At 68.0% G+C, this 16,605-nt stretch carries 21 protein-coding genes; 13 read left to right on the top strand and 8 right to left on the bottom strand.

Features of this window, described 5'->3' with window-relative positions; all coding sequences use genetic code 11:
• Nucleotides 1-160 precede the first annotated feature (160 nt).
• The 5 genes from VGF64_12700 (at nucleotide 161) to VGF64_12680 (ending at nucleotide 3,949) form a co-directional block, all read left to right on the top strand.
• Nucleotides 161-337 (top strand): hypothetical protein, encoded by a 177-nt coding sequence (locus VGF64_12700; GenBank protein ID HEY1635612.1) that lies wholly within the window; start codon nucleotides 161-163, stop codon nucleotides 335-337.
• A gap of 101 nt (nucleotides 338-438) precedes the next feature.
• On the top strand, nucleotides 439-819 hold the full coding sequence (locus tag VGF64_12695; GenBank protein HEY1635611.1) for an STAS domain-containing protein: 381 nt from the start codon (nucleotides 439-441) through the stop codon (nucleotides 817-819).
• A 234-nt stretch (nucleotides 820-1,053) separates the two neighbouring features.
• Nucleotides 1,054-2,787: a SpoIIE family protein phosphatase gene (locus tag VGF64_12690; GenBank protein HEY1635610.1), complete on the top strand. Its 1,734-nt coding sequence runs from the start codon at nucleotides 1,054-1,056 to the stop codon at nucleotides 2,785-2,787.
• A gap of 327 nt (nucleotides 2,788-3,114) precedes the next feature.
• The gene (locus tag VGF64_12685) at nucleotides 3,115-3,582 is read left to right on the top strand and encodes a PaaI family thioesterase (GenBank protein HEY1635609.1); all 468 of its coding nucleotides are present in this window, start codon (nucleotides 3,115-3,117) and stop codon (nucleotides 3,580-3,582) included.
• Nucleotides 3,527-3,949 carry a carboxymuconolactone decarboxylase family protein gene (locus VGF64_12680; GenBank protein HEY1635608.1) on the top strand — a complete coding sequence of 141 codons (423 nt, stop codon included), beginning with the start codon at nucleotides 3,527-3,529 and terminating at the stop codon, nucleotides 3,947-3,949. Before VGF64_12685 ends, VGF64_12680 begins: the two co-directional genes overlap by 56 nt.
• On the opposite strand, the gene VGF64_12675 is transcribed toward VGF64_12680, so the two are convergent.
• Together VGF64_12675 and VGF64_12670 are read right to left on the bottom strand one after the other, a co-directional pair.
• Nucleotides 3,946-4,611, bottom strand: a complete 666-nt coding sequence (locus VGF64_12675; GenBank protein HEY1635607.1) for an HAD family hydrolase — start codon at nucleotides 4,609-4,611, stop codon at nucleotides 3,946-3,948. The two genes, VGF64_12680 and VGF64_12675, sit on opposite strands and share 4 nt — an antisense overlap.
• A 69-nt stretch (nucleotides 4,612-4,680) precedes the next feature.
• Entirely contained in the window at nucleotides 4,681-5,604 is a 924-nt protein-coding gene (locus VGF64_12670) for an NADP-dependent oxidoreductase (GenBank protein ID HEY1635606.1), read from the bottom strand.
• A gap of 232 nt (nucleotides 5,605-5,836) precedes the next feature.
• Between VGF64_12670 and VGF64_12665 the strand changes: the two genes are divergently transcribed.
• Nucleotides 5,837-6,727, top strand: coding sequence for a sigma-70 family RNA polymerase sigma factor (locus VGF64_12665; protein ID HEY1635605.1), 891 nt, complete (start codon nucleotides 5,837-5,839; stop codon nucleotides 6,725-6,727).
• Nucleotides 6,728-6,761: 34 nt separating this feature from the next.
• On the opposite strand, the gene VGF64_12660 is transcribed toward VGF64_12665, so the two are convergent.
• Entirely contained in the window at nucleotides 6,762-7,091 is a 330-nt protein-coding gene (locus VGF64_12660) for a hypothetical protein (GenBank protein ID HEY1635604.1), read from the bottom strand.
• Between the two features lie 263 nt (nucleotides 7,092-7,354).
• A complete protein-coding gene (locus VGF64_12655) occupies nucleotides 7,355-8,320 on the bottom strand; it encodes an alpha/beta hydrolase (protein ID HEY1635603.1) in 966 nt (321 codons plus the stop codon).
• Nucleotides 8,321-8,640: 320 nt separating this feature from the next.
• Between VGF64_12655 and VGF64_12650 the strand changes: the two genes are divergently transcribed.
• Nucleotides 8,641-9,177 carry a hypothetical protein gene (locus VGF64_12650; protein ID HEY1635602.1) on the top strand — a complete coding sequence of 179 codons (537 nt, stop codon included), beginning with the start codon at nucleotides 8,641-8,643 and terminating at the stop codon, nucleotides 9,175-9,177.
• Between the two features lie 22 nt (nucleotides 9,178-9,199).
• Here VGF64_12650 and VGF64_12645 read toward each other — a convergent pair whose 3' ends face one another.
• The gene (locus VGF64_12645; protein ID HEY1635601.1) at nucleotides 9,200-10,069 is read right to left on the bottom strand and encodes an oxidoreductase; all 870 of its coding nucleotides are present in this window, start codon (nucleotides 10,067-10,069) and stop codon (nucleotides 9,200-9,202) included.
• Nucleotides 10,070-10,229: 160 nt separating this feature from the next.
• Here VGF64_12645 and VGF64_12640 point away from each other — a divergent pair, with 160 nt between their 5' ends.
• Nucleotides 10,230-10,580 (top strand): hypothetical protein, encoded by a 351-nt coding sequence (locus tag VGF64_12640; GenBank protein HEY1635600.1) that lies wholly within the window; start codon nucleotides 10,230-10,232, stop codon nucleotides 10,578-10,580.
• Nucleotides 10,581-10,599: 19 nt separating this feature from the next.
• On the opposite strand, the gene VGF64_12635 is transcribed toward VGF64_12640, so the two are convergent.
• Both VGF64_12635 and VGF64_12630 read right to left on the bottom strand, forming a co-directional pair.
• Nucleotides 10,600-10,989 (bottom strand): hypothetical protein, encoded by a 390-nt coding sequence (locus VGF64_12635; GenBank protein HEY1635599.1) that lies wholly within the window; start codon nucleotides 10,987-10,989, stop codon nucleotides 10,600-10,602.
• Nucleotides 10,986-11,666 carry a PhoU domain-containing protein gene (locus VGF64_12630; protein ID HEY1635598.1) on the bottom strand — a complete coding sequence of 227 codons (681 nt, stop codon included), beginning with the start codon at nucleotides 11,664-11,666 and terminating at the stop codon, nucleotides 10,986-10,988. Before VGF64_12630 ends, VGF64_12635 begins: the two co-directional genes overlap by 4 nt.
• A 215-nt stretch (nucleotides 11,667-11,881) precedes the next feature.
• Here VGF64_12630 and VGF64_12625 point away from each other — a divergent pair, with 215 nt between their 5' ends.
• Genes VGF64_12625 through VGF64_12605 form a run of 5 tightly spaced genes read left to right on the top strand, consistent with a single transcriptional unit; the run spans nucleotide 11,882 to nucleotide 16,205 of the window.
• Nucleotides 11,882-12,985, top strand: coding sequence for a glycosyltransferase family 4 protein (locus VGF64_12625; GenBank protein ID HEY1635597.1), 1,104 nt, complete (start codon nucleotides 11,882-11,884; stop codon nucleotides 12,983-12,985).
• A gap of 22 nt (nucleotides 12,986-13,007) precedes the next feature.
• Nucleotides 13,008-13,811: a M48 family metalloprotease gene (locus tag VGF64_12620; protein ID HEY1635596.1), complete on the top strand. Its 804-nt coding sequence runs from the start codon at nucleotides 13,008-13,010 to the stop codon at nucleotides 13,809-13,811.
• Between the two features lie 42 nt (nucleotides 13,812-13,853).
• Nucleotides 13,854-14,774, top strand: a complete 921-nt coding sequence (pdxS, locus tag VGF64_12615; protein ID HEY1635595.1) for a pyridoxal 5'-phosphate synthase lyase subunit PdxS — start codon at nucleotides 13,854-13,856, stop codon at nucleotides 14,772-14,774.
• Nucleotides 14,775-14,792: 18 nt separating this feature from the next.
• A complete protein-coding gene (gene pdxT / locus VGF64_12610; GenBank protein HEY1635594.1) occupies nucleotides 14,793-15,446 on the top strand; it encodes a pyridoxal 5'-phosphate synthase glutaminase subunit PdxT in 654 nt (217 codons plus the stop codon).
• A gap of 9 nt (nucleotides 15,447-15,455) precedes the next feature.
• Entirely contained in the window at nucleotides 15,456-16,205 is a 750-nt protein-coding gene (locus VGF64_12605; GenBank protein ID HEY1635593.1) for a YebC/PmpR family DNA-binding transcriptional regulator, read from the top strand.
• Nucleotides 16,206-16,337: 132 nt separating this feature from the next.
• Here the strand turns inward: VGF64_12605 and VGF64_12600 are convergent.
• The coding region (locus VGF64_12600) for a hypothetical protein (GenBank protein ID HEY1635592.1) at nucleotides 16,338-16,605 on the bottom strand (268 nt) is incomplete at its 5' end.

Genomic DNA, 16,605 nt, shown 5'->3' with positions numbered 1-16,605 from the left:
CAGCTCCCGTTAGGGATAGTTGCCGCAAAAGGAGGCGGCGGATAGTGACAAACCCCATCCGGAAGACGTTACGAGGGGCCGACATCGCCCAGCAGAAGACGCCGTTCGTCGCCTTTCCGTCATCTACCTTACGGCCCAGATCACCCTCTACGCCGCCGAGGTGAACGTCGTGAAGTACCGCCGGCTCTGGCCCCGCGGTCTGGTCCAGCCTCCGCTCACCGAGGCGGACAAGGAGGCCATGGTCGCGCTGGTGAAGAAGGAGGAGCGCATCTCCGAGCAGCAGGTCGATGTTGCCTTTGAGGGTGACGGCCCGGAGGCGACCGCCTACCGGAAATAGACGCTGGGCTGGTCGTGGCGCCGAGATCACGGTCGTGCCTCGAACCCGGGCAAGTCTGGGGGGCCGAGCATCAGTGGCAGACGACAGGGACTGAGTCGAGGATGACTATGGACGACGGATCGGGCCGGCGGCTCGGGCCGAATGGAACAAGCATAAGAGCCCGAACTCATGATGGGTGCACGGTGCTGCACTTGGCGGGCGAGATCGACTTCAACTCTGCCTGGCAGTTACGCGAGGGCATGGTGGAGTCGATCTCGGCGGGCACCAGTCGGGTGGTAGTCGACCTCGGCGACGTCCCGCTGATGGACTCAACCGGTATTGGCGTACTGGTGTTCGGGCTCGTCCGCCTACAAGAGCGCGGAGGCTGGCTACGGCTGGCCAGCGTGAACCCACCGATTGTGCGGATCCTCGAGATTCTGCAACTCACTGATGAGCTGCCCGTCTACCCCACGGTGGAAGCGGCGCTGGCCGACGTGCCTTAAGGCAGGCAGGCATTCGGCTACTTGGGCTGAGAATCATCCGTAAAGGCACCGCGCCATTCACTCATCCCAATTCTCAGACCACATCGGCGCGGCTTGCCTCGCTGGACGGACACGCCGCCGGCGAGGCCCTAACGTGGCCTTTGTCGGCAGGAACCCAATACGGGAATGTAGGGCGTCAAGTGGCAATCGAGGCGAATCAGACAGGTAGATCAGGTGGGCCGATGAGGTGTCTCGATGTCGGATGACGCTCAGCTCGCAGAGGATCCCGCTCCCAACCAAGGCCCGAGCGAGTTGTCGGCACTGCGAATCCAGGAAGTTCTCGAGGGACTACCCCATGCCGTTGTCGTGGCCGATGAGGGTAGCCGCATCCTTTACGCGAACCTCGCCACCGAGAGATTGCTCGGGTGGGGTCGCGGGGAACTTGTTGGCAAGCCCCTCACGGTCATCATCCCAGAGCGAGATCGAGAAGCCCACCTGGCCGGTATGGCTCGCTACCTCTTGACGCACGAACCTCGTGTTATTGATGGGCGGCCGATCCGGGTGGTAGCGAGCAGTCGGACCGGTAGGGAGGTCGAGATCGAGCTGAGCTTGAGCGCTCATCGGCCAGATAGCGATCGGGAGATGTTCGTCGGCTCACTTCGGGATCTCACTGATCGAGTAGCTCTCGAACACCAACGCACCCTTACCCGCTACATCGAGCTGGCGAGGGACATTACCGGTCACCTCGGGCTGATCAAAGACGCTCACGGCCTCGAGGAGGCTGCACGAGTGGTCCTCCAAGCAATCGGTGAGACCCTGCAGTGGGACTACGGGATAGCGTGGGTGCCAAAGGGTGACGATCTCTGCCCGCTTCACTCCTGGCGTCGGGAGCGGCCACACCCATTGGCCGAGGAGGTCGGAGGCTCGTCGCTTCGGTTGGCTCGTGGTGAGGGTCTGCCCGGTCGGGTGTGGGCGACCGGGGAGCCCGCCTGGATCCAGGACGTGGAGGTGGATCCTGACTTTCCGAGGGCCGCGGCGGCGCTCGATCATGGGCTGCGGAGCGCCTTTGCGTTCCCCATCGTGGCCCACGGCACACTGGCTTGTGTTGTCGAATTCTTCACTAGAGAGCGCCGGTTGCCAGAGTGGGAGCTCATGGCCGCGATGTCCACCGCTGGCGAGCACATCGGACGTCTGATCGAGCGGGCAGAGGCGAGGCGTGAAGCGACTGCAGCCAGAGAGCGCGCTGCGACCATGGCCAACGCTCTGCAGGCAAGCCTCCTTCCCCCCCGAGCCCCTGCCATTCCTGGCCTCGAAGTGGCCACTCGCTACCACGCGGCCACCGGGGACGGGGAAGTAGGAGGAGACTTCTACGACGTGTTCCCCACGGCCCCTGGCCGGTGGGCAATCGTCATTGGCGACGTCGAGGGTCGGGGCCCCCAGGCGGCGGCGATGTCCGCGCTGGCGCGCTACACCGTCCGGGGTGCAGCCGCCGAGGACCCGCCGGCGACCCAAGTCCTGCGGACCCTCAATGAGGTGCTCTTGGCCGAGCAGGCGCCGGACGACGTCGAGTGGCCGCGGTTCCTGACTGCCGCTTACATCTGCCTGGAGACCGCCAGGGGAGAAGTATCGGGGATGGCGGCGTGCGGCGGGCACCCCCTCCCGTTGATCGTCAATCCTCATGACGGCCTCCGGGAGCTTCCGTGCCGAGGATCTCTCCTCGGCATTCTTGCTGATGCGGACTTCGCCGAGACCGAAGTGCGGCTTTCGCCTGGGGATGCAGCCGTGCTGGTCACTGATGGCGCCTTCGAGGGTCGGTCAGGTAAGGAGGTGTTTGGAGAGGAGAGGCTCCACCAAGTGGTAACGAACGCGGCCGGCCAGCACGCTGATGGGATCGCCTCCACCATCGAGGACGCAGTTCTGAGCTTTCTCGAAGGTGAGCGTCAGGACGACCTTGCGATCGTCGTTGTCCGAGTCCCGGACCGTCCCTGATCTCGCACGGCCGGGTCGCTGATCCGTCTCCGAATAGGGCAAGACACGGCGAGGCTCGCCATAACCGGTTGATGATGTTTCCCGTCTCGGATGGGCGGGGATAACAACCTATAGCGGCGTAGATGCTAAGCGGGCTTTGAGTTCGCCGTTTCCCAGTCGATCGCAGAGTGGTCAGGCGGTCACGGGCCTGACCACTTCTGCGATTGACAGAGATAGAGCGCTGCGGCTTCTCAACTGAGGCCCCACGGAGGGACGGATGCACCCTGGCATGGAACACTCTCCGTCTACCACCCAGGCGACGGGAATCTCACAGAGGGGATGCCTACAGTGACGTATGAGATCGTGGACGGCGTGCTCGATGGGATGCGCGCCGGCAAGACATCGTCACCCATTTCGGGCCATCTGAGCATGCAGGTGGTGGATTTCGACAGGGGTAAGGCCGTCTACGAGATGCAGGTCGGCCCGGAGCTCACCAACGCCATGGGCGTGCTACAGGGTGGGGTGGCGACGGTGCTGGCAGATGCAGCCATGGCGGCCGCGTCAATGACCATGCTTGACGACGAGGCTGTCTCCAAGGAGTCGGTCACGACCGTTCAGCTGAACAGCCGGTACCTGCGGCCGGTCAGGGCGGGAGAGAAGCTGCGGGGTGACGCCAGGGTGGTGCGTTCCGGGCGCCAGCTGGTGTGGGCAGAGTGCGACGTCACGGCAGACGACAAGGCGGTGGGCAAATTCGAGGCCACTGGCATCCGGGTGCCCTTCGACCCATCGCAGATGGTCACTCCAGAGAAGCAGTGAGCGGCGACGGACCCTCGCCGACGAGGTTGCCGCGCGGTTCCTTGGAGATGACAACGTCGAGACCTCCCGCCGGTACCTGAGGGAAATCGACCCGGAGCTCGAGCGCTACGTCTCCGAGTTCGTGTATGGCCAGGTCTACGCGAGCGACGGGCTAGATCCCAAGACACGCGTCCTGTGTACCGTCGCGTTGCTCGCGGCGTCTGGTGACCAGCTGCAACTGTCGGTGTACGTGCGGGCCGCCGTCCGTGTGGGCGCCAGCGAGACCGAGGTGAGAGAGGTGCTCCGCCAGGTCGCCGTGTACGCCGGCTTCCCGGCCTCGTGGAACGCACTCTCGACGGCAAGCCGAGTCCTTGCGGCTCCGGCCTAGCCAGGCAGGAGGGCGGCGAGCGGGCCGACTCGGAGTTGACAACCAACTTCCTGGACGTCCCGATAGACATGCAACGCTCCGGCCTCCGCCAGCTCATGCTGACTGAATCCGCCGGTCTCCACCCCAACACAGCCGAGCCCAGCCGCGCGGGCGGCTTGGTGGTCCCACACGCTGTCTCCCACGGCCAGGGCGCGGGCAGGATCGATCCTGCCCGCCCGCATCGCGCAGTGAAAGAGATCGGGAGCCGGCTTCGAATTCTCCACATCCTCCTTGGTCGTCATGGCGTCGATGGCGTCCCCGACGTCGAGGAGCTGCACGGCCGCGTCGAGCTCGTCGGGCGGTGAAGACGTGGCGAGCACGACGGCGACGCCAGCATCGTGAAGGTTGCGAAGAAGGTCGGGCGCTCCGGGAAAGATCCGGACGTCGCCGAGCAACTCCTTGTAGCGCCGAGCCCGAGCGCTGCTGATGCCGGCGACATCGTGTCCCAATAGACGAGGAACGAGCTGGTCCCCACCCATCCCCACGAGGCGATGAATGGCGTTCATGGGCGCCCATTCCCCGAGGTCGCGCAAGGCTCGCGACCATGCGAGGGCGTGCAGATAGTTGCTGTCCACCAGGGTCCCATCGACATCGAAGAGCACACCGGCCCGGCTACTGCCCACTCGCAGTCCCTACCCGATGTTGGCTTGGTCACCCACAAGTAACCGCCGTCGCTTCCGCGAGGCGCCCGGTCAGGGTGTCAGAACGATCTTGCCCGGAATGTGCTCGGTGGACTTGGCCATGAAGGCAACTCTCGCGTCAGCCAGCGGGTAGACCGCGCTGACGTGGGGGCGCAGCGTGCCCTCGTCGACGAGGCGAGAGATGCCACTGAGTTGGGCACCGCTCGGATCCCGCACGAAGTGAACCGTGTGGATGTCGTCCCGATCGGTTTGCGGGGGAGCCATGACGGACACCAGGGCACCACCGGGCCTGACGATCGCGGGTGAATGGGCGAGGACATCGCCGCCAATGGCGTCGTAGACCAGGTCGACCTGGCCGACGGCGGTCTCCCAGCCGGCCCGCTCGACGTCGACGAAGTCATCGGCGCCCAGCTCGAGCACGCGTTGGCGCGCACTGGCGCGACCGGTTCCGATGACGTGCGCGCCGGCCGAGCGGGCCAGCTGCACTGCCATCGCCCCGACCCCACCGCCGGCGCCGTGGATCACCACGGTCTGTCCGGACTCGAGGTTGCCGTGGTCGAACAGCGCCTGCCACGATGTGAGCCCGGCCTGCGGGATGGCAGCGGCTTCGAGGAAATCGATCGTCGTCGGCTTGGGTGCCAAGCTGCGAGCCTCGATGGCCACGTACTCGGCGGCCCAGCCGTCGCGGTATCCGTCGATGAGGCCGTACACCTCGTCACCCACCGACACGCCGGCGGTGCCATAGCCGAGCGCGACCACGACGCCCGACCCCTCGTGGGCCGGGATCAGTGGCGCACGGTCGTGTCCAGCTCGATCGGTAAAGAGCGGCCATGTCAGCTCGGTGGGGGTAAAGCTTGCGGCGCGCACCTGCACCAGTGCATCGCCGATCGCAGGCTGGGGATCTGGGGCGTCCTCGTAGACGAGGCCCTCGATTCCCTCGAAGCCCTTCGGCTTCTCGATGCGGACGGCCTTCATGGGAATCTCCTTCTCACGGCTTGAGCAGTCACATACATGACACCTGCCAAGTAGCCGACGTGACAGCTACAACGGCAATAGGGAGCGGCCGGCTCTAGCTGGCAATGCCACCTGAAGCTGCGAGCCGCTGAGGAGGCCAATGGCCGAACCCCCATTCACAATCCGAACGTTGTCACATCTGTGACTCGAGGCGGGTCAGTGTGGTGGGACCCGACAGCGCGAGGATGTGACGATGGACGAGACCGAGTGGCTGGCGAGCCGTTTCGAAGAGCAACGGCCCCACCTGCGGGCGGTTGCCTATCGAATGCTGGGTTCGTTTTCCGAGGCCGACGACGCCCTCCAGGACGCGTGGATCCGAGTGAGCCGCGCAAATGCGGACGAGGTCGAGAACCTCGGCGGGTGGTTGACCACGATCGTGGCCAGGGTTTGCCTGAACATGCTGCGCTCGCGCCAGGTCAGGCGCGAGGAGCCCTTGGAGGTGCACCTTCCGGACCCGGTCATCAGTCGCGATGGAGATCTCCAGCCCGAGCAGGAGGTGGTGATGGCCGACTCCGTTGGTTTGGCCCTCCAAGTCGTGCTCGACACCCTGGCCCCCGCCGAGCGACTCGCGTTCGTCCTCCATGACATGTTCGAGCTGCCATTCGAGGAGATCGCCCCCATGGTCGGCCGCACGCCGCAAGCGGCACGGCAGCTCGCCAGTCGCGCACGGCGCAGGGTGAAAGGCGCCGATCTCCGCGCCGCCGACTCCGACCCTGCCCGCCAACGGGAGGTGGTCAATACCTTCTTTGCCGCGGCACGTGGTGGCGACCTCAACGCCCTCGTCGCCCTCCTCCACCCCGACGTAGTGCTGCGAGCCGACTTCGGGCCGAGCCGTCCGGCGGGGTCGAGGGTGGTCCAGGGGGCGCCAGCCGTTGCCAGACAAGCCCGCCTGGGTGCGAGACCCGACGCAGAGCTGCACCCCGCGCTCGTAAACGGAGCCGCCGGCGTCGTCATTACCCGGGGCGGACAGCCCTACGCCGTCATGGCCTTCATCGTGGTGGAAGGCAAGATCGCGGAGATCGACGTAGTGGGCGATGCCGACCGCGTGCGCAGGGTGGCGTCTCCTATCCTCACGGACACCTGATCCAAAACAGCTGCGCGATGCACGCGACCCCGAGCTAGCGCTCTCCGACGGCCCGAGCCAACTCCGCCTTGGTCATCTTCGAGCGACCGCTGACACCTCGCTGCCGGGCCTCGTTGTAGAGCTGGTCGAACGTTCGACCGCCGGCACCACTACGGGATCGCATGCCACCCCGACGTCCGGAAGAGATGTCCTGGGTGGAGGTCCTGCTGGCACGGCGCGACTCGCCTGCGCGGGCGCGCTCCTTGTTGACCGTACGAGCTGCGATCTCCTCGGCGACGCCCGCGGGCCGGCCCCGTGTCTGCAGTCCTTCCTTCACATGCTGGTACTGCCGTTCGCGCTTCTGATCCCATCCTTGTTGCGGCATCGAATACCTTCCTTTTTCGAAGAGGAACGGGAGCGATGAGTCGATTGCGAAGGCACGAGGGCTTCCAAGGCAATCGGGTACACATCTGTTCTACCCGCATAGCAGTGATATCTAACGGTCCTCAGCGCCCGTGGAAGTGATTGAGAGGGCGTCGTTGGGGAAACGACAGCACCAATAGGAGTCGCCGATGGGCTTCGCGGACGGCGGTGTCGCGCCTAATGGATGAGCTGTATGCCGCTGGGTCACATGGCTGAACCCGCGACTTAGCCGCCTGCGAAGAAGTCGAGGTAGGCCTGGGCCAGGGCGGCAGGGTTCTCCAGCGCGATGTTGTGACCGGACGCGGGGATGACGGCGCCGCGGACATCGCGGGCCACTTGCGCGAGCTGTTTGGATACGTCGTCTCCGAGATAGGCCTGCGCGCCGACGGCCAGGACCGGGCAGCTGATCGGGTCGGCGTAATGGGGCCGGTTCTGTTCGGCGTCGGTCTGCCGGGCGCGGTACATCTCCAAGATGGCCCTGGTGCCGCCCGGCTGCTCGGCCGAGTGCACTATTTCGTCGATGTCCTCGTCGCCCAGCGCGCTGGGGTCCCACATCTGGCGTCGGGCGTACCATGTCCAAAACGGCCGTTCCCGCCCGGCCAGCAGCAGCTCGGGCACGTTCGGCAGGCTGAAGAAGCTGAAGTGCCAGCCGGTGCGGACGTCGTCGGCGGCGAGCGAGGGGTCGTGTTCGCCGCCTGGCAATCCTGGGCCAGCTGGCAATCCTGGCAGGAGCGTTTCCTGGAACACCAGTTGCTGCACCCGGGACCGGTGGAAGGCGGCGACGGCGTAGGCGATGGCCGCGCCCCAGTCCTCGCCGGCGACGCGGAACTGGTCGAAGCCCAGGTGGGTTGCCAGCTCGGCGACGTCACCGGCCATCGTGGCGGTGTCGTAGCCGGTCAGGGGGCGCTGGGAGCCGCCGCAGCCTCGGTTGTCGAGCGCGATGACGCTGTAGTGCGGGGTCAGCAGCGGCACGACGTGGCGCCAGTACGACATGGTCTTCGGCACGCCGTGCAGCAATAACACCGGCTCGCCGGCGCCGCCGATCGCGTAGTGGATCTCCACGCCGTTGACCTTGGGCTTGCCGTGTGTGAGCCGGGCTCCAGCGTGGTCAGTGAGGTTCATATCGGCGAACTCCATCTTCTCTTCGGCCGTGTCGGCGCCGACCGGGTGGTGGATCTTCCGGAGCGGCATTTCCGCATCCTCATCTTCTCCGTAGTGACTCAGTTGAGCTGGTGATGTCCTTGAGGGCGCGTGAGCGCGCCGGGCCGCCAACGCCCACGATAAGCGTATTGCCGCGGTGGTGTTCGGCCCCGGCGGCAGCACCCCGGCTCTGCTCACCATCGGGCGCCTGCCGGGAGGGGGATGCACCGTCCGGCGCTGCGGGGGCAGGGCGGTGCAGCTCGAGTACACCGCTAAGGAGATGCTCGGCAATGCCGTCGCCAAGCGCACGCTTCCACCACGGCGCCTCAGGTGTTGCCGCCAGTACGCTGGGCCGCCGAGAGGAGCGGCCTGTGTTGTACGTCTTCGGGTTCGAGTCGATCGGCGTCGTGGTCAGCGACCTGTACTTCGTGGATCCCAATCCGGGTCCGGGCCAGGAGGGCGCCGAGCGTGGCGTCCGGCTGGAGGTGCGGATGCTCGATCGCGGCGACCTGCGGGGCTCGATCTACTCGGCTCAGCCCATCGCCGTGGGACGGCCGATCTGGCGGGGCGACCTGCTCGAGTCGGTCGCCGGCACGCCCGGCAGCCACGACCGGACCCATCACCACCCGCGGTTCACCGGCTGGGAGCCCGGCCACCGTCGGTTCGTCGAAGAGCTGACGGTCGACCCTCTCGGCTGGGTCGCCGGCCATCTCGGCGACCTCGATCAGCTTCTCGCCGAGGCAGGGGTGAGCCCGACGGAGATCGATCCTGGCGACAGCACCAGCCTGCGGGACATGGTGCCCGAGATCATGGAGTCGGTCCGCAGGCTGCTCGAGCGGGTCAGGGCCGGCGAGGCAGCCCGGCCGCTGGCCGGGGAGCTTGCGAGTGCTCGCGTCGGGTGGCTCTGAGGCGCCCTCGCCGGCGTCGGCCTCAGTCCTCGAAGTCGGTCTGGCGGCTGACGCTCTCCCAGGTCTCGAGGTCTCTTCGGACCAGGTCGAGGTGAGTGCCGATGGCGTCCACGGCATCGCTGCCCAGCGCCAGGCGTAAGGGTGGGGCTTCGGACTCCAGTGCAGCGACGATGGCGGCCGCGGCTCGAACCGGGTCGCCCGGCTGTCTGCCGGCCGTGTCGCTGATCATGGCCCGGGTGGGACCGACGCTGTCCTCGTACACCGACATCGCCGCTGACTCGTGCCTCGAGCTGCCAAATAGGTTGGTGCGGAACGCGCCGGGCTCGACGATCAGCACCTTGATCCCCAGCGGGTTGACCTCCGAGGCCAACGCCTCCGAATATCCCTCGAGGGCGCATTTGGTGGCCGAATAAGCGGAGAACCCGGCGAACGAGAGCTGGCCGCCGGTGCTGCTCATCTGCACGATGGCGCCGGAGCCCTGGCGGCGCATCTGGGGGAGTACCGCACGCGTCATCGCCGCAGGGCCGAAGAAGTGCACCTCCATGAGATCGCGCAGCTCCCGATCGGTCGTCTCTTCGACCGCGCCGACCTGGGTGTGACCGGCGTTGTTCACCAGTACGTCGATGCGACCGACGCGGTGCAGGACCTCGGAGACGACCTCGCCGATGCGGTCGGCGTCGGTGACGTCCAGGGCAAGGCCGTGGGCGCGATCGGGGTGGGCCGCAACAAGAGCCTCGACGGCCGCCGTCCGCCGGGCAGTGGCCACGACCGTGTCGCCGGCGGCGAGCGCCGTTTCGGCGATCGCCTGCCCGAAACCGGAGCTGGCCCCGGTGATCAGCCACACCCGGTCGCCCGCGCCCACAGTGGAGTCGGAAGTGGTGTCGTGAGTCATCAAGGCGACCGTAACCGCTCGTCCCGCCGGCGCAGGCCGCGCACATGCAATGGCAGCTTCGTTCGTTGCTCACCTGGAGGTAACCAGCTCGCCACCCGAGACTTCTAGGGTGACGAGTGGTCGCCTACACGAGGCGGGTCACGGAGAGGAGAAGGGAACCATGGACGCACCCGTTCAGGAGTCCACGCAGGCCGCGCGTAGCGCAGCCCGACGCTCCCTGATGCCCGCGGCAGACGGCGCCAACGGCCAGGCCAACGACGAGGTCAAGCTCACCGATCAGATCGTGCTGTCGACTGCCGCCCTGGCTACCGAGGGCATCGATGTCTTCCGCATCGCGGTGAGCGGTGCGGTGCAGGCTGTCGACACCATCGTCCTGGCCACGTTGGACACCGCCGAGTCGTTCGTGAAGTCGAGCCCGGTAGAGCCGATGGCGGGACCGACCATCGAGGTCGCCCGGCAGGTCTGGAGCACGAGCACGTCCACGCTGAACGAGGTCCTGGCCCAGGTCTGACCGGCCCCGGCCGCCTTGCTCAACCCGCTCCGACGCGGATCCGCACCCCCTGGCCCGGAAGCGCCTCTATGAGAGCCTCAATGAGATAGGTGGCGGCGCGCCGTAGGAACTGGTGGGCGTCGGCGCGGCCCGACTCCTCGTCGAGCTCCCCGGCGGCGAGCAGGAACGCGTCGAGCCCTGCCCACGAGTCGACCAGTGTCTTGGTGACGTTCGTGGGCAGGGTCGAGTCCATTGCTGCGGTTCCGAGCGCCTGACTGGCGGCCATGAGGAGACGGTGAGCCCGGACGAGCTCGTCCTCAGGACCGCTGCAGGGGTCGTAGGACAGCAGGTGGCGTCGGGCCCAGATGGCGTGTGAACGGGCCCGTTCGATGAGCTCGATGCTCTCGGAATAGCCGGGAGAGCTCGTCATGTGTCGCTCGGTAATGTCTCGAGCCGCCGGGCGACATTCACGGCGTGATCCCCGAGGCGCTCCAGGAAGCGGGCGACGAGCCCCATCTCGATGGCCGTAGCCACGGGAAGGTCCGTCGTGGCCAGCTCGACGGTCAGCGTCACGTGGAGGTCGTCGAGCTCATCGTCCCAGCGGCGCAGGCGTTCGGCCATCGTCCGGTCGCGCTGGAGGTAGGCCGAGCAGGCGGCCCTCCACATCACTGCCGCCCGCTGGCCCATGCGCTCCACGAGCTCACGGCTCGTCGGCGTCAGGGAGCGGGCCAGGCCCTGTCGGGCCCGCCAACGGATGTGGTCGACGAGATCCCCGCTGCGCTCGAGCTCGGGCACGATCTGCAGGATCACCAACAGGCGCGCCAGTCGTGGCTCCGAGGACGGAGTTCCGGACACGACCTCGGCTCGGATCAGGTCCTCCACGGAGTGGAACACGGCGTCCACCTCCTCCTCCTCGGCTACGAGGAGGGCGGCGGCTTGGCGGGCGCTAGCCAGGAAAGCGGTCGTCGCCCCGGCGATACCCTCAGCCACCAGGCTGAACAGGCGAATCACCTGGCTGTCGAGCGCGTCGATATCGACCGCCGGTTCGACCAGAGTCGACTGCTGAAGCCTCGTTGTCTCGCCGGATACTGGGCCAAGCACGGTCATGGGGCGCCCCTCCCTCGCACGGATGAAGAGTGACGGTAGGCGGAGCACCCTGTGTGCATCCAGAGCACAACTTGTGGATTTGTCGTGGGTATCTCGACATCGGGCGCCTCGAGCCGCGTGGTTCACCGAGCCGAAACCCCCTGTTCATCGGGGGTTCCAGCGGGCGGCCGCGCGTCGGCGACAACGGCCCTGTTGGCCCGGGCTACCGTTGATCCGTGCGCGTCGCGCAGGTGTGTCCGTACAGCTTGACGATTCCCGGTGGCGTGCAGGGTCAGGTGCTGGGCCTGGCCCGGGCCCTGCGATCCCAAGGCCACCAGGTGCGGGTGCTGGCGCCGTGCGACGGGCCGCCACCCGACGGCGGGGTGGCGCCGCTCGGGCGGTCCATCCCCCTGGCCGGCAACGGGTCGGTGGCTCCGCTGGCGCCCGACCTGCCCTGCGCGCTGCGTACGATCCGGACGCTGCGTGACGAGGACTTCGACGTGGTGCACCTGCACGAGCCGCTGGCTCCGGGCCCGTCCCTGACGACCCTGCTGTACACGGACCGGCCCATGGTCGGCACGTTCCACCGCTCCGGCGCCAGCCTGGCGTACTCGCTGCTCCGTCCGCTCGTTCGGACGGCCGTCGGCTATCTGGCCTGGCGCTGCGCCGTGTCGACGGACGCCCAGGCGACGGCGGGGACTGCGCTCGGCGGCATCTACGAACCCGTGTTCAATGGGATCGAGACCGAGCGCTTCGCCAAGGCCACGGCGTGGCCGACGGTCGGTCCCACGATCGTGTTCATCGGCCGCCACGAGCCGCGGAAGGGCGTCGAGACCCTGCTCGCGGCCTTCGGCCGGCTGCCGCCCGACACCCGGCTGTGGATGGTGGGTGAGGGGCCACAGACCGCCCAGCTGCGACAGCAGACGATCGACAACACGCGGATCGAGTGGCTGGGGCGGATCAACGACTCGGAGGTGGCCTCCCGGCTGCGAGGTGCCGAGGTCTTCTGCGCACCCTCGCTGCACGGGGAGTCGTTCGGAGTCGTGCTGCTCGAGGCGATGGCGGCGCACACGGCCATCGTGGCCAGTGACCTTCCCGCCTACCGCAAGGTCACGGGTGACGGTCGCGATGCCCTGCTGGTGCCGCCGGGGGACGTCGATGCGCTCGCCCGTGCCCTGCGACGGGCGCTGGAGGATCGAGGGCTCGGGGAACGGTTGGCCGTCGCCGGCGAGGCGCGGGCCGGCGATTTCGCCATGGACCGGCTCGCCGAGCGCTACGTGCAGATCTACCACGAGATCAGCCGCCAACCGCCCCGTCCTGACGCCCGAGGCCGTTCGTAGGCTGCTGGGCCATGCTGGTTCGATGAAAGGGCCGGGCGCGACGCTGTCGAGCACACCACCGAGCGGGCCCGAGGCGACGGGCCGGGCTGAGATCGGCGCCAACCACAGGCGGGCCGTGCTGCTGGCCGCCTTGCCGGCGATCGTCGTCTTCGTGCTCGGAGTGGTGATCGCGGGCGCGCTCGTGTCCGTGATCGTCGGTCTCGTCGTGGGCGCCGTCGCCGGCGCGGTCGTCGGGTTGGCTGCCTGGTGGGGAGGAGCGGCGGCAACCATCCGCTTGACGGGCGCCCGCGTGGTCGGGATCGACCAGGAGCCGAGGGTGCGCAATCTCATCGACGGGTTGTGCGCGGCGTCCGGGATACCGAAGCCGACGCTTCGTATCGTCGACGACGATGTCCCCAACGCAATGACGATCGGGCTCCGCCCGCGCCGAGCGACCATCGTGGTCACGACCGGTCTCGTCTCGTCGCTGGAGCGAATCGAGCTGGAGGGCGTTTTGGCCCACGAGCTCAGCCACGTCAAGGTCCACGACATCCTTCCCGGCACGGTGGCCGTCACGTCCCTGGGCGTGGCGGCTGTCCTGTTTCCCCCCGCCGCTCGCCTGCCGTTCTGGGGCGCGGGGAGCCAGCGCGAACCGCTCGCCGACCTCGCCGCCGTCGCCCTGACCCGCTATCCGCCGGGGCTGATCTCCGCGCTGGAGAGGATCGACGTCGGCCGCGACGCAGCGGGTCACTCCCGAAGGGCACGGGCCAGGGCCACCGAACACCTCTGGATCCTCGGTCAGGGGAGCTCGCTCGACGAGCGTCTCCAGGCGCTACGGGAGCTCTGACCGGGCGCGACGCCCAGTAGACTTGGTTTCGTGGGTGAAACGATGCCAGCGAGCGGGCGATCGACAGGACAGGCCGCCGAGGACGTGCGGGTGACGGCGACCAGCCGGGTGAAGCGCGGCCTGGCGGAGATGCTGCGGGGCGGCGTGATCATGGACGTCGTCGACGCCGAGCAGGCGAAGGTGGCCGAGAGCGCCGGCGCCGTGTCGGTCATGGCGCTCGAGCGGGTGCCGGCCGACATCCGTCGTGACGGAGGGGTCGCCCGGATGAGCGATCCGGCCCTCGTCGAGGCCATCCAGGGCGCGGTCACCATCCCGGTGATGGCGAAGGCACGCATCGGCCACTTCGTCGAGGCGCAGATCCTCGAGGCGCTCGGCGTCGACTATGTGGACGAGAGCGAGGTGTTGACGCCGGCCGACGAGGCACACCACGTCGACAAGTGGGCCTTCTCGGTGCCGTTCGTCTGTGGCGCCACGAATCTCGGGGAGGCCCTGCGCCGCATCTCGGAGGGGGCCGCGCTCATCCGCTCGAAGGGCGAGGCGGGCACGGGCAACGTCGTCGAGGCCGTTCGCCATCTGCGGTCGATCCTCGGTGACATCCGCCGCATCACGCAGGCCGACCCGGCCGAGCTGTACGGATGGGCCAAGCAGCTCCAGGCCCCCGTCACTCTGGTGCAGGAGATCGCGGAGTCGGGACGGCTGCCCGTGCCGCTCTTCTGTGCGGGGGGGCTAGCGACTCCGGCCGATGCCGCGTTGGTCATGCAGCTCGGTGCCGAGGCCGTCTTCGTGGGGTCGGGCATCTTCAAGAGTGCCGATCCCGCCCGGCGGGCCCGGGCGATCGTCGAGGCGACCACCCACTTCCGCCGGCCCGACATCCTGGCCAAGGTCAGCCGCAATCTGGGCGAGCCCATGCCCGGCAGCGAGATCGACGGCCTCGAGGTGCGGCTGTCCGAGCGAGGCTGGTGACTCACAAGGTGCCGCCAGGTGAAGGTCGGGATCCTCGCGCTGCAGGGCGACGTCCGGGAGCACGCCAGGGTCCTGGCTGATCTCGGAGCCGACCCGATCGAGGTCCGGTCTCCCCAGGAGCTGGCGGGTGTCGACGCGCTCATCCTTCCCGGCGGGGAGTCGACCACGATGTCGATGCTCCTGGAATCATCGGGCCTCTTCGCCCCCATCGGCGACCGGTTGGCGGATGGCATGCCAGCCTTCGGCACCTGTGCCGGGATGATCCTGCTGGCGACGGAGGTGCTGGACGGGCGGGGCGACCAGCGCTGCTTCGGGGCCATCGACCTGTCGGTGCGCAGGAATGCCTTCGGCCGCCAGGTCGAGTCGTTCGAGAGCGACCTCGACGTGAGCGAAGTGACGGGCGGGCCGATGCGGGCGATCTTCATCCGGGCTCCGGTCGTCGAGCGGGCCGGGCCCGGTGTCGAGGTGCTGGCCACCGTGGCGAGGCCGGCCCGGGAGGCCGGCCCGAGAACAGAACCGGCTCGGGAGGCCGGCCCAGCTACCCAGCCGGTGGTGTGCCGTGACGGGAGCGTGCTGGTCGCGGCGTTCCATCCCGAGCTGGCGGGCGACTGGCGCCTGCACGAGCTCTTCTTGTCGAGCGTCGGCTCCCGGGCCGGCGGCCCGACCGAGTAGGAGGTTGCCATGTCCGGTCATTCGAAGTGGGCCACGATCAAGCACCGGAAGGGCGCCCAGGACAAGGCGCGCGGGAAGCTGTTCGCCAAGGTCCTGCGTCAGGTCGAGGTGGCGGCGCGGGAGGGCGGGGGAGACGTCAACTCCAACGCCACGCTGCGGACCATGTACAGCAAGGCGCGGGACGCATCGATACCGACCGACACCATCGAGCGGGCGATCAAGCGGGGGACCGGTGAGCTCGAAGGCGTGCGCTACGAGTCCGTCACCTACGAGGGCTACGCGCCGGGCGGCGTCGCCGTGATCGTCGAGTGCCTGACCGACAATCGCAACCGCACCGGCGCCGACGTCCGCAGCACCTTCACCCGCAACGGCGGCTCGATGGCCGAGCCCGGTGCGGTGTCATGGCAGTTCGAGCGCAAGGGCGTCGTGATCATGCCGAACTCGGTCGCCGAGGACGACCTCATGCTCGTGGCCCTCGAGGCGGGGGCGGAGGACCTCTCCGACGAGGGCGACACCTGGCAGATCACCTGTCCCCCGACGGACCTCGGGCGCTTGCGGGCCGCCCTGGAGGCGGCCGGCTTCGCCTACGACTCCGCCGATCTCACCATGCTCGCCACCACGTCGATCCCCCTGGCCAGCGAGTCCGACGCCCGGCGGGTGCTGCGGGTGATCGATGGGCTCGAGGAGGACGACGACGTCCAGAACGTCTACTCCAACTTCGACATCCCGGACTCGATCCTGGAGCTCGTCGAGGCCTAGTCGGCGCGCCTCGGGACCTTTGTCCCGTTGCACATTCGGTCGAAAGCGGGTGGCCGACGCCGGGCCGCGGTGCCCAATCTCGATCGGATGTTGAACCAGAGGTCCCCGCCCCCGTGGGCGCAGCGGTGGCCCCTACCCCGGCTGGCCGACGGCCGCGTGGGCGCCGAGATCCGAGAGAGGGCCGGCGCTGGCGAGCCGCAGGAGCAGGTCATGGAGTGTCCTCCGCTCGGCTTCGTCGAGCTCGGCGAACATCTCCTCGCGCAGGGCGGCCGCGGTCTGCTGGGCACGAGCCCGCAGGGAACGACCTTTGTCGGTCAGGTGGATGGCGTACCGACGTCGGTCGGCGGGGTCGCGCCGGCGCTCCAGGAGCCCGGCCGCCTCGCAGTCGTCGATGACGGCG

This window comes from Acidimicrobiales bacterium, assembly GCA_036491125.1.
Classification (GTDB): domain Bacteria; phylum Actinomycetota; class Acidimicrobiia; order Acidimicrobiales; family AC-9; genus AC-9.
The sequence above is the reverse complement of the archived record's forward strand: the minus strand, read 5'-3'. Positions and strand labels throughout refer to the sequence as shown.

Coding starts and splice junctions, on each gene's coding strand:
- VGF64_12690 (HEY1635610.1), top strand. CDS start 1,054: ATGTCGGATGACGCTCAGCTCGCAGAGGATCCCGCTCCCAACCAAGGC.
- VGF64_12645 (HEY1635601.1), bottom strand. CDS start 10,069: ATGACTCACGACACCACTTCCGACTCCACTGTGGGCGCGGGCGACCGG.
- VGF64_12670 (HEY1635606.1), bottom strand. CDS start 5,604: ATGAAGGCCGTCCGCATCGAGAAGCCGAAGGGCTTCGAGGGAATCGAG.
- VGF64_12605 (HEY1635593.1), top strand. CDS start 15,456: ATGTCCGGTCATTCGAAGTGGGCCACGATCAAGCACCGGAAGGGCGCC.
- VGF64_12655 (HEY1635603.1), bottom strand. CDS start 8,320: ATGCCGCTCCGGAAGATCCACCACCCGGTCGGCGCCGACACGGCCGAA.
- pdxS (HEY1635595.1), top strand. CDS start 13,854: ATGCCAGCGAGCGGGCGATCGACAGGACAGGCCGCCGAGGACGTGCGG.
- VGF64_12640 (HEY1635600.1), top strand. CDS start 10,230: ATGGACGCACCCGTTCAGGAGTCCACGCAGGCCGCGCGTAGCGCAGCC.
- VGF64_12660 (HEY1635604.1), bottom strand. CDS start 7,091: ATGCCGCAACAAGGATGGGATCAGAAGCGCGAACGGCAGTACCAGCAT.
- VGF64_12695 (HEY1635611.1), top strand. CDS start 439: ATGACTATGGACGACGGATCGGGCCGGCGGCTCGGGCCGAATGGAACA.
- VGF64_12620 (HEY1635596.1), top strand. CDS start 13,008: ATGAAAGGGCCGGGCGCGACGCTGTCGAGCACACCACCGAGCGGGCCC.
- VGF64_12630 (HEY1635598.1), bottom strand. CDS start 11,666: ATGACCGTGCTTGGCCCAGTATCCGGCGAGACAACGAGGCTTCAGCAG.
- VGF64_12665 (HEY1635605.1), top strand. CDS start 5,837: ATGGACGAGACCGAGTGGCTGGCGAGCCGTTTCGAAGAGCAACGGCCC.
- VGF64_12635 (HEY1635599.1), bottom strand. CDS start 10,989: ATGACGAGCTCTCCCGGCTATTCCGAGAGCATCGAGCTCATCGAACGG.